Raw genomic sequence first — 16,151 nt, forward strand, 5'->3', positions numbered from 1 at the left:
ATTGTAGTGAATGAGGAGGTTTAATATGGAGTACGAAATTGATCATATTGGGATTGCTGTGAGAAGTATTGAAGAAGCTCTTCCTTTTTATTTAGAAGTACTGAACGGGTCACTGGAAGATCGGTACACAAGTGATGTACCTGGTGTTGAAGTCCACGTTGCAGTTGTTCAAACCAATGGACAAACTATTGAATTGCTGGAACCAACGAACAGGGACTCCCCGATTGCCAGGTTTATTAGGCAAAAAGGAAAGGGCGTTCATCATGTTGCGTATCGAGTCGATGACCTGGACCAAGCCATCACAAACGCGAGAGAAAAGGGGATTCGTTTCCTTGAAGACACGTTGCGCACGAATACTCGTGGTCGCCGCTTAATTTATATAAATCCAGCCTCGACGGAAGGGACGCTGTTTGAACTATGCAGCTATCCGCAGGGGGAATAAATTTATAGTACCAAGCAAAAAAACAGAGATTATAGGATCTCTGTTTTTTCTATTCCTAATTATGAACTTGATTATTGAACGGTAATCCGTCCATTATCTGACTTGAGACGTATTTTATGTTCACATGATCCGAAGTCGGTACGTGAATTTTTTTCGCCGAACACGTCGACCCGCCCGTGATCGGTTTTCACATGAATGGATACATTAGTCGGCTTTGTTTCAGATTGAATCAAGATACTGCCGTTGTCGGTATGCATATCGATATTGCGATCCAAACTACCGGTGAGCAATGTAATTCTCCCATTGTCAGTTTCTCCGACAATATTGCCGTTCACGTGGCTTAGCTCGATCCGTCCGTTATCTGTTTTTACTGCAATTTCATCCCCTTCAACATGACGCATTTCAATTCGCCCATTATCACTCTTTGCACTGATCCGGTCCGATTGTGTGTTGGTAACCTCAATGATTCCGTTATCCGTTTTTGTTTCGAGCAAACGAGTCGCAATTTCACGTAATTGAATGCGCCCATTGTCTGAATCTACACGAAGCGCTTGACATAGGAGCTTCTCTGCATAGATTCTACCGTTATTTGTTTTCAGTGTAATGGCCTCATACAGTTTCTTCGGAATAGAAACCTTCAAAACAACCGCTTTCATGGAAAAACTGAACATCATAAAACGGGGACGAAGACTTTTCAGTTTAACAACTAGAAGATCACCTTGAACTTCTGCTGACAAATGTAATTTCTCATTACTACCCGTCAACTCTACTGTGGTCATATCCTTTATTGAAGGAGACAAAATAAGTGCTCCATGCTGAACGTCGATGGAAATACTTTTATAATCACTCTCTTGGATATGTATTACCTCAGAACCGGTACTCGTTCCCACCACTTCAGTCGACTCAGGGTAAGAGGAGAGGAGCTCTGTTGCGATAGTACTCGGGAATCCTAAAGACGCGGTGATTTCATCATCCGTTTTTCCGTCTTCACGACCTTCAACAAAGTATTCGCGAATGTCCTGTACGATATCCTGACGTTCTTCTAGAGGAAGCCGTCTCAGTAGACCCTCAAGTTCAACAATATATTGGTTTTCAGTCATGGTTAATGCCCTCCTTGATAAGCGTATTGACGCCTTGTGAAAAATGCTTCCATTCTTCTAATTGTTCGTGGAGATAATCGCGTCCTGTGTCCGTCAGTGTATAATATTTACGTGGCGGCCCTTCTGTGGATTCTCTCAAGTACGTGGTGAAGTAACCTTCTTTTGTTAATCGACGTAATAGTGGATAGACGGAGCCTTCTGAGATGGCGATTTGATCTGAAATCTTTTGTACCAATTCATAGCCATAGCGATCCTGTTTATCAAGAAGGACGAGTACACAAAGGTTCAGTACCCCTTTCTTAAACTGGATGTTCACGATTTATTCCCACCTTTCACTATTGTTTAATGAATAGTACTGGTTTTAGTGGCGTACCATTTACAGTAGTCTATCACTTAGTATTGTTCATTGCAAGGTACTATTAAAAGTGTTTATTAGATTTTTGTGTCCTTATAACTATTTTATTTAATATACGAAACACTTTGTAGGCTACGTTCGTATGAAAGATTCATGGTAATAATAGTACTGTAGAAATGAGGAGAATTTATGGCAAGCCCTGGTTCGATAGGTTTGGTAGTAATGGGATGTGTCGTCTTGTCCTTCATCCTGATGGTTTTCCTTAATAAAGTAGCACCACGATTTAAAGCGACATTCACTTTTTTCTGAACTCTCTAATTTCATTTACAATCGTTAATATGCCGCAAATTAACTATATTGTATTTCTTTATTGAGGGCTCGTTTTTCTCTTCCCTAAATTAGGCATTGTCATGTTACTAGTTGAAACAACAACTTTTGTGTCTGATAAGAAGAAGCAAGAGCGATCACCCCGAATATGATTGGAAATAGGTGAATAGGCTGAGTCCCATTGTCAATACAACCAACGGGACTCAACCTTTTTTAGTTTAGCAATCTTTTTTGTGATGATGATTGTTATCATTGTTATTTGAAGCATAAGAAGCACCGATGATGATAAGTAGAATGAATAGTACAACTAGTAGCGCAAAACCGCCTCCGTTACCTCGACCTCCGCAATTTCCACCTTGCTGACCGTAACCACCGTATCCGCCATAACCGCAAGGATCACATCCATAACCCATAGTTTTCACCTCCTCAAACGAATAAATTCTAAAGAGTTGTCATAAGCAGTTCGAGTGAATGGTTATCAAGACCCGCTCATCCCTTCTCCACGTTGCCTATGTTGATAGAGTATGCAGGCAACATATCTGTGATAGGGACATTCACACAGATGATGTTTTTTTGGGTGTTGTCCCTTCCTGTGGATTAATTCCATTCATATACTACTAGTGAGTGACTAGATGGGAGGGTGAAAAATGGCGAAAGAAAACATGCAACAGATGTGTACCCGTCATCATGGGAAAGCAGTTGTGATCCGAACCAAAGATGGTAGGGAACATCGAGGAATCATTCAACACGTAGATAACCGACAAGTATATTTACAACCAATGAATGGCGGCAGAAATTTAGGTGGATTTGGTTACGGATATGGAGGTTATGGATATCGTGGAAGAGGCTTTGGTTTTGGTATCGCGATAGGTGCAATTGCGACACTAGCGTTAATTCCATTCTTTTTTTGGTGAGTTATTGAGTCATGATGAAGTAGGCAGCGCCTGGTAAGTGCCGGGTACTGCCTTCTTTTTTATTTGAACTCAATTTTTGGAATGAGTGAGATCTGCGATGACTTTTGCGTTTTCTGTCATGATATCGAAAGTTGAAAGTTTGTTGTTGTTCAAAAAGGTTTCCACTAAATAATAGCCAACGCAATATCCCGCCATTTTTGGCACGCCTCTCCAGCCGTATAGAAGCTGATTATGTCGCGGGTGGGATTTCATTAAATTTCGTTTAGGTAAGATCGTGGTTTTCCAAATCTTCTCAAGTTGTTCATTGGAGTATAAAGTAGTCCAAGAGGCGGTGTATGCTTCACCGAGTCGCTCACGTACCGCATGTTCTGCAATCCCCTCGAGAATTATGGAGTCGAGCAGTGTGAGTGAGTTCTCACTGTTTTTTGTGTGCCATAATCGACAGACATGATTGTATTCATGTGTAAATAATGCTTTTAACTCATTCGATGAAATCGACTCAGGTACGAGAAGAAAAAGTTTGTCTGAAAAAGCCAATCCGGCTTTTCCATTCGTGTCACTCATCAAGTTCTGATCGGCTGTATTTGAAGGCAAAATGATGATGGGCACGTCTGGACCTTCCCACCGTTGGCGAAGTGCCTTAAGTTCCTTCTCGACAATTTTCCATATATTGTTGCGCTTCATGGTTTCGACGAGTGCGGTTCCACTCTTGGTGGATTCGTAATACATCCCATGCATACAAAAGTACTCATGAATTTCACTCGCGGAAACGCGGGGAAAGAATGGTTTCATCTGATTACAGAGCTTTAGCGGATCTTGATAAAGGTCTATCAACCACTCATCTGTTCGAATGACAGGCATCTCAGTACTCCTCTTTTTCATAGCGTATGCATAGGTGAACCAGAAGCGTTACTTGTTGAAGTAGCAACCTATCCAGCATTTGAGTAGGTTTTTGCATATCTATATCAAGAGGGGATGTGAGACTAGTTGGAAAACACATACTTAGCGTGTCTAGCTGCATTTGGGGTAGGAGGAGCTCATCCAGGAGGTCTCCAGCTCACTAAAAAATTGTTGGAGAATATAACAATAGACGAAAAGATGACGGTGTTGGACGCTGGTTGCGGAACAGGGCAAACAGCTGCATATCTCGTAAATACGTATAATTGTCAGGTGTTGGCAGTTGATTACAATCCAGTGATGGTCTCTAAAGCAAAAGAACGTTTAACAAAGTTAACTAAAGAAATTAAGATCGAACTGTTTGATATTGAGAAATTGCCTTACGAGGAGGAGTCCATAGACTTAGTTCTATCTGAATCTGTAATTGCTTTTACAAACCCGTCTGTCAGCATCGCTGAGTTGACAAGGGTCCTTAAAAAGAATGGAATCTTAATCGCAATTGAAATGGTTCTCGAACACCCTTTAACTGATGTGGTGAAAGAAGAAATCACAAAGTTTTACGGGATGGAGGAGATTTGGACGGTGAAGGAGTGGAAGAAGGCTCTCTTAAAAACGGGGTTAACCATTCAGTCAATTGAAGTACCTGATTTGGAAGCTGATAAGGCTGACAATGAAACCGCTACGGATTTTTCGCTCTCAGAGTGGATTGATGAAGGCTTTCACGACATTTTGAGTCAACACTTGGAGTTAACGGAAATCTATAAAAATCGATTAGGTGTCCGTATTTTTACATGTACGAAGTAAAAGAATGGAGTGGAATAATGGAGATTCGAATGGCCACCGTACTAGAAACTTTGGAGATAGTAGCACATTGGAAAGCGGTAATGTCAGAAGCTACCGCAGGTTACCTGGATGAAAAACAGGAAAGCGAGCTACCATCACTAGCGCCATTTTTTTACTCTGATTTCGATTATTTGGTTTGTTTCAATGGGGACACGATTCAAGGATGGGTCGGTATAGGAGAAATCAATGACGTGTATATGAATGAATCGAAAGGATTCGTATCTGAACTCTATGTACTTCCTGCGTCAAGGAATCAAGGGGTGGGTCGAAAGCTTTGTCAGGAAGCGGTCAAACGTCTAAGTACGGCGGGCTATCCAGCCGTTCAGTTAAATGTTTTCAATGGGAATCACGCAAAGCAACTATACGAGGAGCTAGGATTTACTGAAGTAAGTTGTCTCATGGAGCTGACTTTCGAATAATAGACGAAGAAAGCTGGAGGTCTCCTTATTGGAACCTCCTCTAAAAATAAAGGAATATCAATTGTAGACAACGAATGAATAGAGGAATCTAGTTGTGATTCAAATCATTGGTACAATGGATGACATTCATTTGAAGGAGAGAATAGTATGATTCAAAAAATTGGGCAAGTCATGGTATACGTTTCGGATCAAGACAACATAAAGAAGTTCTGGATAGAGCAGGTTGGATTCAGCGTCATTTCCGAGGAGGACAATGGGGAAGGAATGCGGTGGATTGAAATCGCACCATCTAAAGAATCAGACACATGTATCGTTCTCCATGATAAGGAGCTTATTTCAAAAATGCAGCCTGAATTAAATCTTGGAACCCCTTCGCTCCTATTTTTCACGGACAAGTTGGATGAGCTTTTTGAGAAACTCAAGAACAGCCATGTAACAGTAGGCGAATTGGTAAGCATACCAACTGGACGCGTGTTTAACTTTGCAGATCCTGAAGGTAATTATTTTGCCGTGATGGAAAAGGGTGAATGACTGAAAGTCTAGATGTATGAAAATTCTTTATGGTTAGGAGTGTTTAGAATGGGAAAAGTATCAACTTTCCTAATGTTCCAAGGCGGTCAAGCAGAAGAGGCGATTAACTTTTATACATCACTCATTAGAGACTCTGCAATTAGTAGCATCTCTCGATATGGAAAGGGTGAATCCGGCGACGAAGGCACCGTGATGAAAGCAATGTTTTCATTGAAGGGACAAGAATTCATGTGTATAGACAGTAATGTCAGCCATCAATTTAATTTCACTCCTTCGTTCTCGATATACATCGATTGTGATACTGAACAGGAAATCCGCTACCTATATGAAAACCTTGCGAAAGATGGACAACTACTTATGCCGCTAGATGACTATGGTTTCAGCCAACAATTCGGATGGGTGCAAGATCGCTTTGGTGTTTCATGGCAGATGGACCTACCTAAAGAATGAATTTCCTGAAAAGATTATGCTCGAACTCTAGTGACTATAGTTTTCTTGCAAGTCAATCAATAGAGTGTTAGAATTACACTAACTAATTTGAATGGAGGTGAAAAGAATGAAGAAGCCAGAAGCGCAGACAAGTGTACAAGTAGATACTTCAACTTATTTTGCACGTGTCATTACTTTCGATTTTTGGGAGAACGGGATACGTATGTCCTTTTTTAGAAAACCAAAAAATCTATGCGCAACTGATTAACTTCACTCTTTTCACGAAAAGATTGCTTGTTAACAGGCAGTCTTTTTTGTTTGCCTGAAATCAGTGCGCTACTGGAGGCACTACTTATGCAGATTAAAGCGGAAAACCTTACAAAGTCGTTTGGCGGTTCAGTCATACTGGAGCAGTTAACTATGGAAGTAAAAGCAGGGGAACATGTGGCACTTGTCGGACGAAATGGATGTGGCAAAACAACACTCTTGAGCTTGCTTGCACGGATCGAATCTCCTGACGAGGGTCGTATCGTTCAGGCGAAGGATAGCAAAGTCGGGTATTTACATCAGATTCCTTCCTATCCGGATTTACTCGTTAAAGATGTACTGTTAGAAGCATTCGTTGAGCTGATAGCAATTGAAATCCGCATGAAAGAATTAGAGTTACAGATGGCCACGGATATTTCCGAACGAATTCTTAATCAATATGGAGAACTTCAAGAGTCATTTATGGAACAAGGCGGCTACGAGATGGAATCGAAGCTAATTAGCATCGCAAATGGATTAGCGATAACGTCCTTTTTGCAACAGAAGTTTGATGCGCTAAGCGGAGGTGAGAAAACGAAAGTGATGTTGGGGCAAATCCTGCTTAAAAACCCGGATATCCTTCTTTTGGATGAACCTACGAATCATCTAGATCTCACCGCCATCCAATGGCTTGAGCAACACATTCAACAGTTTCAAGGAACTGTGGTACTAGTATCCCATGATCGTCAATTTATGAATCATGTTGTTAATAAAGTTATAGAGTTGGAAGACGGACAATGTTGGGAGAGTCACGGGAATTATGACGCATTCCTGTTGAATCGAGAAGCTAAATTAGAACAACAGTTTTCAGAGTATAAAGAGCAACAAAAGAAAATCAAAAAGATTAAAGAAGCGATACGTCGATTGCGTCAATGGGCCAATGAAGCTTCTCCACCGAATCCTGATTTGTTCCGTAAGGCAAAGACCATGGAGAAAATGCTCGCGAGAATCGAAATTGTCAAAAAGCCTAAAACAGAGAAAGCGATGAGACTTCAACTAGAAGCAAGTGAACGAAGCGGGAAAGAAGTCGTTCGTATCGAACGGGTTAGTCACCGCTATTCATTAGAGAAACAACCGATTTTTGAGGATATTTCAATATCTGTGTATTGGCGGGATCGCTTAGCAATAGTCGGAGATAATGGAACGGGAAAGTCTACGCTATTGAAGATGATATTACACCAATTGGAACCATCTTATGGCCAAATTCAAATGGGCAGTAATGTTACGATCGGTTATTTAGCTCAGCAATTTGATACTTTGAATCATGAAATGCGTTTAATAGACGCCTTTCGTGAGGAGATAAAAATGACAGAACCCGATGCACGTCATGTTCTTGCACAATTTCTTTTTTACGGTCATGACGTATTTAAGAAAGTGAAAGATTTAAGTGGCGGGGAAAAGATGCGATTACGACTTGCGCAGCTAATGCAACAAAATATTAACTTGCTATTACTAGATGAACCTACGAATCATTTGGATATTGAGAGTCGGGAAGTCCTTGAAGATACACTTGAGAATTTCGGAGGCACCTTAATTGCGGTGAGTCATGATCGTTACTTTTTACAAAAACTGTTTACAAAAATTGCATGGATTGAAGGAAAACAGATTACAGTTCACGATGGGGATTTTGAATTTGCGCAGCGAAAACAAATCGAGACATAAATGAGGAGAGAGTTATGAAACGGATTCTAGTAATGGGCGTTTCTGCAGGTGCTGGGAAATCGACTTTCGCTCGTGAGTTGGGAGTAAAGTTGAATTATCCAGTTACTTATTTGGATAGTCTGTTTTTTGAATCAGGGTGGATAGAAGTTTCTGATGAAGTATTTCAACAGCGTCAAGTGGACGCGATGGCAAGTTCTAGTTGGATTATGGAAGGAAACTATTCCAAATCAGCGTCGGTTCGTGAAGAACGTGCAGATACACTTATCTATCTAGAGCTGCCCCTTTACTTGTGCTTATATCGAGTCCTTAAAAGGCGTATTCGCTATCATCGCCAAACGAGACCTGAACTTGGGGAAGCGTGTCCAGAAAAACTGGACTGGAAATTTCTAAAGTACATCGTGACTACTTATAAGCGCCGAAGAGTCGATATGCGGAAACGGATTAAGCGCTTTTTGATTGAGGGGAAAAAGGTAGTTCATCTTCAATCACGACGAGAAATCCAGGAGTTTATTAGTCAAATTGAATAGGAACTATCTGACGAACTGCATTAGCAGTTCGTTTTATTTGTGTTTCTAATTAGCTGTCGGTATTATTGTCTTGAATTAAGAGCAATTATGGTGAGTAAGAGGAGGAAATAATAATGGAGTTTAAAGGGATTCATCACGTTTCAGCTATTACTGCAAATGCAACAGCTAATTTACATTTCTATACAGAAGTCATGGGGATGCGACTGGTGAAAAAGACGGTCAATCAGGATGCACCTTCCATGTATCACCTTTTTTATGCAGATGAGGCAGGAACTCCTGGAACGGAGTTAACGTTTTTTGAAATTCCTCACGCGGGTGTTACTCGTGCTGGAACGAATAGTATTTCGTTAACTTCTTTACGAGTGGTGTCAGACGATGCACTACAATTTTGGCAGGAACGATTTAGCAAGCATGGCGTGGAACAAGAAGATATTATAAACCGAGTGGGACGACAGACACTTCGTTTTAAAGATGCTGAAGGGCAACGACTGATGCTCGTTTCCGATGAAACAAATGAAGGAGTTGCAGGAGGAACGCCACGGGAACATGAGGGGATTCCTAAGCAGTTTGGGATTACTGGGCTTGGGCCAGTTACGTTGACAGTTGCAAATGGCGATCTAACACGGCGTTTAATTGTAGAAGTTTTAAAATTCAAACAGATTGCTACCTATCCGTCACTTATAGACGGACAGCGTAATGTTGTCGTCTATTCAACAGGTGAAGGTGGAACGGGTGCTGAACTCATTCTAGAAGAGCGTACGGATTTACCGACTGAACGACCAGGCCGTGGAAGTGTCCATCATGTTGCACTTCGTGTGGCGGATCAGAAAGAACTTTCACAGTGGATGGAAAGACTAACAGAGATGAATGTACAGCACTCTGGGTTTATCGACAGATTCTATTTCGGTTCGGTCTACATTAAAGATTCAAATGGATTGACGATAGAAATCGCAACGGATGGCCCAGGGTTTGCTACTGATGAGCCGTTTGAAACTATGGGAGAGTCTTTAGCATTACCACCATTCCTTGAGTCACGACGTGAAGAAATCGAAAGCCGACTCAAGCCGTTAGGTGGAGGGCAATAACATGAAGCATATTTTTATAGCACGAGAGGATGCGGAAGCAACACTAATTTTGTTGCATGGAACTGTAGGAGATGAGTCTAGCTTGTTGTCGCTTGGGAAGGTATAAAGTGATGAAGTGAATATATGAGGAGTTCGAGGCGAAGTGGTTGAAAATGGAATGCCTTGTTTCTTCCGCAGAATTGCTGAAGGTGTATTCGATCACGAAGATCTTTCGTATCTGACAGATCAGTTAGCTAAGTATGTTAAGAAATGGGCAAGTCAGTATGAATTTCGTTAGTGTCGTCATATCTAGTAGGGTACTCAAATGTGGCGAATATCGCGGCAAATATATTATTACGACATTCAGGTATTTCAAACGGTGGAATTTCACTTCATCCTATGGTGCCTTCAGATGAACCGGTGGAGTTTCCAATGAAAGATTTGCGTATTGCGATAATAGGAGGGATGGATGATCCGTTAGTGCTCGTTGAGCAAAAAAACCAATTTGCATCTATTTTATCAGAAGCTGGTGCATGTGTGGAGTTGTTAATGGAGGAGAATGATTATAGCATTTGTAATGTGGAAGTTGAACATGTTCGTCAATGGTTGAAAACTCAATTGTAACAGTTGATTGGAGGGAGATGCGGAATAGGTATGTGTGAAGAACGAGGAGGGCACTTTTAAATAGTGTTAGCCCAGCCAGAAACAAGGGTAGCGCTACCAATTAATCCCTTAACGCAGTTGAATTGTGTATCGTTTTATTGAATATTCATAGAGTATCTCGGAACAACAATGAGTTTATGAGCAAAATCCGAGATTTATGATCACCATCCTACTTGATAATCACAATTCAAACAAAAAAGAGCAGCCGCGGCTGCTCTTTTTACATTGTTTCTTTTAGAATTTCATCGACTGTTGCATTTACTTCATCGCGTTTCATCTTTTCTTCACCTTTTTCAAGTGCGGTTAAAGTCTTTTTCGCGAGTGCTAATGGGATCTTACAGAATAGGGTAATGTTTTTTGTCTGAATTAACTTCATATATTCGTCTGCCATTTCTAGATTTTCTTTAGCGTAATCGAACAAATCATTACGCGTCCAGCCATCTGGAAGGAAACGGACGCCACGTTCTGCGTCTTCGTCTTGATTACGGAGCATGTTGACTGCTTGTAAGCCACGGCCATAGCCGATTGCTAACTCACGATCTGTTATTGTACCATCGTATTGCTCCCAGATATCTGAAAGCATGACGCCGACGAGTCCTGCTACATAGTACGTATATTCATCCAAGTCTTCTTTAGTTTCGATTTGGAAGTCTTTTTCAACCCACTTCGCCATTCCATCTGCCATGATCGCAGTTACATTTCTCACGTTTTCATACAACTCCGATGGACATACCGCGAGCCAGTCCGCTAGACGAAGTGTCACTTCTGGAAGCTGTCCTTCAACAGGTTTTAAAAGTGCTGCATAATCTTCCTGGTTAAATCCATTTCGAAGCAACTCTGCTGTGGCACGAAGTAACGCAGTCTTTTTCACAGGATCCAATTGTTCGTGATCTTCAATTTCATCAATTGCACGTAAGCATAGGTAAGCAGAACCGACCGTTTTACGCAGTGTCGAATTCAATAATTTAATGGGTATGTAAAATGTGCGGCTCGTTTCTTTTAGAACGCGCATCGCATCTTTTTGTAAGATAGCTTCATTCATGTCAAAATCCTTCTTTCCATAATACGATGTAATAGACTCTACTATTTATATCATACCGCTTACTCACTGTCTTTTCCATTGAAAGCCCCTTGAATGCTTGACGTAGAACTAATTGGAACTTATACTAATAAATACTTCAATGATTAAAGTATTTAATCACTGAAGTTCTTTGAAATAAGGAGGGACATTATGTCTGAATGGAACGCAACGGATTTTGTTAGGTTTGAAGAACTATTCTGGAATGTTACTCGGGAAATGGGCAAGATGTGGAAGCAAGTTTTCGAAGCGAATCTACCAGGGTCACAGTCTCATCTAGTATTTACTTTAGCAAGAAAAGGTCCTTTGAAAATGTCAGAGCTTGCACAAATTCTCGGATTGACTGCGGGTGCCGTGACAGCTGCGTCTGATAAATTGATTAGTCATGGTTATGTCACTCGAATTCGTGATGAATCTGATAGGCGAATTGTACACCTTGCTATAACTGACGATGGTAGAGAAATGCTGCAGCAATTGCGATCAGTAGGCAGAACGAAAATGACCAAAGCATTTAGTCACCTTAATGAGGACCAATTGCCGATGATGATTGATATTTTTGAGCAGGCAGCTAGAAATATATCAATTATGAAAGGAGATGAAAAATGAATCACTTAACTGCAAAACAAAAAGTAACGATTATGATTGCAATCATGACGGCGATGTTTTTCTCTGCTATCAACCAAACGATTATAGGTGTCGCCATGCCTCGTATCATATCGCGGCTTGGCGGCATGGATTATTATACGTGGGTTATTACGATTTACTTATTGACGATGGCGGTGGCAACAATCCTAGTTGGAAAGCTGTCTGATATATACGGTAGGAAACCGTTTCTACTTGCGGGAATAGGAATCTTCATGGTCGGTGCATTCCTGTCAGGATTCTCTTCGACGATTTTCCAACTTATCATTTTCAGAGGGATTACAGGTATCGGTGGCGGTATCATCATGTCCACAGCGTTTACCGCAGTTGGAGATTTATATTTACCAAGAGAACGGGCGAAATGGACGGGGGCAATGAGTGGAATCTTTGGAGTTTCCAGTGTTCTTGGACCTATGATGGGAGGATATATTGTTGATCACCTCGATTGGCATTGGGTATTTTGGATCTTCTTACCACTCGGCTTTGTTGCGTTTGTATTAATCGCAAAACTGTTCCCTAAAGTTGCAAAAAGAGAAGGGGAGTCCATCGATTACTTCGGATCTTTATTTTTAACAGTAACCATTGTTTCACTCTTACTCGCATTCAGCTTGGCGGGTGAAGGAGTAGGCAAATACGGATGGTCTTCTTGGCAAATCATCGGACTGTTTGCATTGACCATACTGGCGTTGATAGCGTTCATCATTACTGAAAGTAAAGTGAAAACACCAGTCTTACCACTTTCGCTGTTTAAAAACGACATTGTTACCATCTCCAATATCGCTGGGTTTTTATTAGGCGCGGGTATGATGGGGATCATGATTTATACACCGTTCTTCATCCAAGGTGTAAAAGGCATTTCTCCTAGTGGATCAGGATATATTATGATGCCGATGTCGATTACAATGGTGTTTGCAACGACATTTTCCGGAGGTTTTATGACCAAAACCGGTAAATATAAAGGGCTGGCCATCATTGGATTAGCCATTGGAGCCGTTGGCATCTTCTTGATGAGCTACATTACTATCAATACATCAGTTGCGCTGATAATCTTGTATTTGTGTATCGTTGGGATTGGTCTCGGTCTAAGCATGCCGGTATTTTCACTCACTGTCCAAAATGCTGTCAGCCTGCGGCAACTTGGTGTTGCCTCTGCCTCCTCACAGTTGTTCCGATCACTTGGCAACACGGTCGGAATCGGTATTTTTGGAGCTGTGATGAGTTCTGTTATGGTGAAAAAAATGACTTCAGCATTTTCCGGACAAACGGACGGTGGATTATCTAATTTACCACCTGAAGAAGCAGGGAAGATTGGGCAACTTATGAATCCGGAAATCTTGTTAGATACTCCAAGACTTGAACAGGTAAAAGCTAGTATACCAGCCGATATTCAACCAATTGCAGAACAACTCGTTGGTACAGTTAAAGGGGTTTTCAGTGAAGCATTGACGACCACTTTCTTTGTAGCAGCTTGCATCATGGTTGCAGGGGCAATAGTGGCGGTATTTTTACGTGCGATTCCACTGGTCTCGGCAAATGATTCTTCAAATGCAAAAATTGAAAATAAAAAGTAACCGGAATAATAGGTTGCAGCCATGTCAATTTCATTCGACATGGCTGTTTTTTTGTTGCGGACAAAATCGACATGATTTAGGACATTATAAGCTCTAAATCTACCAAGGTATGCATGAAGTATTGAATTACAGGCATTCTAGACGTAAACTAACTTTAGTATTCAGAAAGTTTGAAAGATTGTTTTACTACTATTTACTAATTGGAGGAATTGAAATGGGAGAATTACGACAAGTAAGCAAAGAGGACTTTAATAATGAGGTGTTAAACAGTGAGGTACCAGTAGTTATTGACTTCACAACAGACGGTTGCGGGCCATGTGAATTGATTGTTCCGATCTTAAAGGACATTGACGAGAAATATACTGGTAAATTGAAAATTATTCAGCACAACGTGGACTTGGACGATTTAATGAACGAAACAAATGACCATGTCAAGACATATGATGTCATGGGCTTTCCGACAATTGTCATTGTAAAAAATGGAAAACCTGTTGATAACATCCTTGGAATCTACGATCAAGAAGAGATTGAACGAAGGGTTCAGCTCGTACTGTAGTGACAATGTAGTTTAAGAGAGGGGGAGTGAACCATCTTGGTGACGGCAACTCAAAAGAGTGTGAAGCGGGATATCCGGCGCCAGCAGGAGAATGGCATGTGGAGATCGTATATACGACTCCTTTTTAAAACCAAACTTCCATGGTTCTGGTTGGGACTTCTTACGGCTCTCAATATTGCAGATATAACATTAGGTTTGTTACTGCCAGCATATACAGCTCAAGTTGCAACGGGAGTAATTACATCCACAGTTATTACAGGCGTTGTCGTTGTGATTGTTGTACGGGTCCTGTTTTCTGGAATAATTAGATACATTGCAAAAATTACATCGTATAAAATTGACATTCGCTATCGGAAACTAATCTGGAATCGTCTGATGCGTTCGCCGATTAAACTCTATGACTCCGTAAAACCGAACGAAATGGTAAGCCGTACCGTTAACGATACTACTCAAATCAGTGCAGTCATTTCCGGTCTTTTACCTGCGCTAGTCGGTATGGTTTACGGGACAGTATACATTGCCAAAGTTCTGTATGGATATGATTGGCGCTTAAGTGCTGGGTTACTGGTGTATTCACCGGTTTATGTGATCGCTATTATCTTTTATGGAAAATGGAATTATCGAACACATAAATATACGCAGAATCGACTTGCCGGTTTGACTCAGTTTCTTTCGGAATTGCTCGTAAGTATTCCGCTAATCAAATCATTTGCGAATGAAAAGAAGGAAACCAATAGAGGAAGAGACAATATTCAGTTGTATTATAAAGCGAATATGAAACGCTCTTTGACTGCCTGGGTGAATACGCCATTAACTAGTATCTTGAATCTAGTTATGGAGTTATTTGTCATAATATTTGGAATTTACTTGGTGACTCAAGGAACTATCACCCTTCAAATATGGATTGCATTCTTCATGTACGTCGGTATGTATTTTGGGATGTTGGAAACCTTTGGTATTATGTATACGCAAATTAAACAAAGCCAGGGAGCGACATCTAGAATTGCTCATCTTGTTGAAAATGATCTAGAACAATACCATCGTGAACTGGAAGTCCATAACAACCAGCTAGATCTGGAATTTGATCATCTGACGTTTGCATATGGTGACAAGCTCGTTCTTGAAGATGTTTCATTTACAATACCGTATGGTCAAGTGACAGCTATTGTTGGGCCAAGTGGAGGTGGAAAGTCCACCATATTATCCTTACTCCAACAACTGTATCATCCAAATGATGGGCAGATCCTGTTTGGTGGTACTCCGGTCGAGAAATTCCACTTAGATAGCTGGCGTGGTCTCTTCAGCTATGTGGCACAAGATAGTCCCTTATTTGCTGGATCAATCCGCGAGAATATTGTTTATGGACTTGACCGAGAGGTAACTGAATCTGAGCTCATACAAGCTGCAGAAAATGCCAATATATTAGGTTTCATAAACGAACAACCAGAAAAATTCGATGCTCCTGTAGGTGAAAGGGGCTCCAGCCTATCTGGGGGACAACGTCAGCGTGTTGCGATTGCTCGAGCATTTTTAAGGAACTCAGATTTCTTATTGCTAGACGAAGCAATGGCAAGTCTAGATGTCCAGTCTGAAAAAGCGGTACAGGCAGCTATGAATGTCTTGATGGAAGGCAGAACAGCTGTCGTTGTTGCTCACGACCTTTCTATCATACGGAATGCAGACCAAATAATTCTATTGAATGAAGGTAAAGTGGAAACAACAGGTTCACATGAAGAAGTACTAAAAGAAAGTGAACTTTATAGACAGTTTGTTGAGTTTTTAAATAATACAACTGAGGGCTGATGACTGTTTGTAGAAAGAACGG

At 41.0% G+C, this 16,151-nt stretch carries 21 protein-coding genes; 16 read left to right on the plus strand and 5 right to left on the minus strand.

Annotation, left to right across the window (positions count from 1 at the left end; all coding sequences use genetic code 11):
• Positions 1-25 precede the first annotated feature (25 nt).
• Positions 26-442, plus strand: a complete 417-nt coding sequence (gene mce, locus ACRPI0_RS06385) for a methylmalonyl-CoA epimerase (RefSeq protein ID WP_432355479.1) — start codon at positions 26-28, stop codon at positions 440-442.
• A 71-nt stretch (positions 443-513) separates the two neighbouring features.
• Here mce and ACRPI0_RS06390 read toward each other — a convergent pair whose 3' ends face one another.
• From ACRPI0_RS06390 to ACRPI0_RS06400, 3 genes are all read right to left on the minus strand, one after another.
• Complete coding sequence (locus tag ACRPI0_RS06390) at positions 514-1,542, minus strand: DUF4097 family beta strand repeat-containing protein (protein ID WP_432355480.1); 1,029 nt, start codon at positions 1,540-1,542, stop codon at positions 514-516.
• Complete coding sequence (locus ACRPI0_RS06395) at positions 1,535-1,858, minus strand: PadR family transcriptional regulator (protein ID WP_432355481.1); 324 nt, start codon at positions 1,856-1,858, stop codon at positions 1,535-1,537. The genes ACRPI0_RS06390 and ACRPI0_RS06395 overlap by 8 nt, the downstream gene beginning before the upstream one ends.
• Positions 1,859-2,442: 584 nt before the next feature.
• Complete coding sequence (locus ACRPI0_RS06400; RefSeq protein ID WP_432355482.1) at positions 2,443-2,637, minus strand: YjcZ family sporulation protein; 195 nt, start codon at positions 2,635-2,637, stop codon at positions 2,443-2,445.
• A 234-nt stretch (positions 2,638-2,871) separates the two neighbouring features.
• Here ACRPI0_RS06400 and ACRPI0_RS06405 point away from each other — a divergent pair, with 234 nt between their 5' ends.
• Entirely contained in the window at positions 2,872-3,138 is a 267-nt protein-coding gene (locus ACRPI0_RS06405; RefSeq protein WP_432355483.1) for a hypothetical protein, read from the plus strand.
• A 69-nt stretch (positions 3,139-3,207) separates the two neighbouring features.
• Here ACRPI0_RS06405 and ACRPI0_RS06410 read toward each other — a convergent pair whose 3' ends face one another.
• Positions 3,208-3,867, minus strand: a complete 660-nt coding sequence (locus tag ACRPI0_RS06410) for a DUF2268 domain-containing protein (RefSeq protein WP_432355484.1) — start codon at positions 3,865-3,867, stop codon at positions 3,208-3,210.
• Between the two features lie 258 nt (positions 3,868-4,125).
• Here ACRPI0_RS06410 and ACRPI0_RS06415 point away from each other — a divergent pair, with 258 nt between their 5' ends.
• The 10 genes from ACRPI0_RS06415 to ACRPI0_RS06460 all read left to right on the plus strand — a co-directional run bounded on the left by ACRPI0_RS06415 (position 4,126) and on the right by ACRPI0_RS06460 (position 10,440).
• Positions 4,126-4,839 (plus strand): class I SAM-dependent methyltransferase, encoded by a 714-nt coding sequence (locus tag ACRPI0_RS06415; RefSeq protein WP_432355485.1) that lies wholly within the window; start codon positions 4,126-4,128, stop codon positions 4,837-4,839.
• A gap of 17 nt (positions 4,840-4,856) precedes the next feature.
• Positions 4,857-5,297 (plus strand): GNAT family N-acetyltransferase, encoded by a 441-nt coding sequence (locus tag ACRPI0_RS06420; protein ID WP_432355486.1) that lies wholly within the window; start codon positions 4,857-4,859, stop codon positions 5,295-5,297.
• A gap of 147 nt (positions 5,298-5,444) precedes the next feature.
• Entirely contained in the window at positions 5,445-5,828 is a 384-nt protein-coding gene (locus ACRPI0_RS06425) for a VOC family protein (protein ID WP_432355487.1), read from the plus strand.
• Between the two features lie 48 nt (positions 5,829-5,876).
• Positions 5,877-6,278 (plus strand): VOC family protein, encoded by a 402-nt coding sequence (locus tag ACRPI0_RS06430; RefSeq protein ID WP_432355488.1) that lies wholly within the window; start codon positions 5,877-5,879, stop codon positions 6,276-6,278.
• Positions 6,279-6,384: 106 nt separating this feature from the next.
• Positions 6,385-6,525 (plus strand): RAxF-45 family protein, encoded by a 141-nt coding sequence (locus tag ACRPI0_RS06435; RefSeq protein WP_432355489.1) that lies wholly within the window; start codon positions 6,385-6,387, stop codon positions 6,523-6,525.
• A gap of 86 nt (positions 6,526-6,611) precedes the next feature.
• Positions 6,612-8,225, plus strand: a complete 1,614-nt coding sequence (gene abc-f / locus ACRPI0_RS06440; RefSeq protein WP_432355491.1) for a ribosomal protection-like ABC-F family protein — start codon at positions 6,612-6,614, stop codon at positions 8,223-8,225.
• A 14-nt stretch (positions 8,226-8,239) separates the two neighbouring features.
• The gene (locus ACRPI0_RS06445) at positions 8,240-8,752 is read left to right on the plus strand and encodes a topology modulation protein (RefSeq protein ID WP_432355492.1); all 513 of its coding nucleotides are present in this window, start codon (positions 8,240-8,242) and stop codon (positions 8,750-8,752) included.
• Positions 8,753-8,865: 113 nt separating this feature from the next.
• Entirely contained in the window at positions 8,866-9,837 is a 972-nt protein-coding gene (locus ACRPI0_RS06450; protein WP_432355494.1) for a ring-cleaving dioxygenase, read from the plus strand.
• A 142-nt stretch (positions 9,838-9,979) separates the two neighbouring features.
• Positions 9,980-10,114, plus strand: a complete 135-nt coding sequence (locus tag ACRPI0_RS06455) for a hypothetical protein (protein WP_432355495.1) — start codon at positions 9,980-9,982, stop codon at positions 10,112-10,114.
• A 29-nt stretch (positions 10,115-10,143) separates the two neighbouring features.
• Positions 10,144-10,440 (plus strand): alpha/beta hydrolase, encoded by a 297-nt coding sequence (locus ACRPI0_RS06460; protein WP_432355496.1) that lies wholly within the window; start codon positions 10,144-10,146, stop codon positions 10,438-10,440.
• A gap of 259 nt (positions 10,441-10,699) precedes the next feature.
• Here ACRPI0_RS06460 and ACRPI0_RS06465 read toward each other — a convergent pair whose 3' ends face one another.
• Positions 10,700-11,521, minus strand: coding sequence for a squalene/phytoene synthase family protein (locus ACRPI0_RS06465; RefSeq protein WP_432355498.1), 822 nt, complete (start codon positions 11,519-11,521; stop codon positions 10,700-10,702).
• A 189-nt stretch (positions 11,522-11,710) separates the two neighbouring features.
• Between ACRPI0_RS06465 and ACRPI0_RS06470 the strand changes: the two genes are divergently transcribed.
• The 4 genes from ACRPI0_RS06470 (at position 11,711) to ACRPI0_RS06485 (ending at position 16,129) form a co-directional block, all read left to right on the plus strand.
• A complete protein-coding gene (locus tag ACRPI0_RS06470; protein WP_432355499.1) occupies positions 11,711-12,163 on the plus strand; it encodes a MarR family winged helix-turn-helix transcriptional regulator in 453 nt (150 codons plus the stop codon).
• Positions 12,160-13,770 carry an MFS transporter gene (locus tag ACRPI0_RS06475; RefSeq protein WP_432355500.1) on the plus strand — a complete coding sequence of 537 codons (1,611 nt, stop codon included), beginning with the start codon at positions 12,160-12,162 and terminating at the stop codon, positions 13,768-13,770. The genes ACRPI0_RS06470 and ACRPI0_RS06475 overlap by 4 nt, the downstream gene beginning before the upstream one ends.
• A 214-nt stretch (positions 13,771-13,984) precedes the next feature.
• Positions 13,985-14,326 (plus strand): thioredoxin family protein, encoded by a 342-nt coding sequence (locus tag ACRPI0_RS06480; RefSeq protein WP_432355501.1) that lies wholly within the window; start codon positions 13,985-13,987, stop codon positions 14,324-14,326.
• A gap of 39 nt (positions 14,327-14,365) precedes the next feature.
• A complete protein-coding gene (locus ACRPI0_RS06485) occupies positions 14,366-16,129 on the plus strand; it encodes an ABC transporter ATP-binding protein (protein ID WP_432355897.1) in 1,764 nt (587 codons plus the stop codon).
• Positions 16,130-16,151: the final 22 nt, after the last annotated feature.

Origin of the sequence: Sporosarcina sp. A2, from assembly GCF_050858885.1 — a bacterium.
Classification (GTDB): Bacteria; Bacillota; Bacilli; order Bacillales_A; family Planococcaceae; genus Sporosarcina.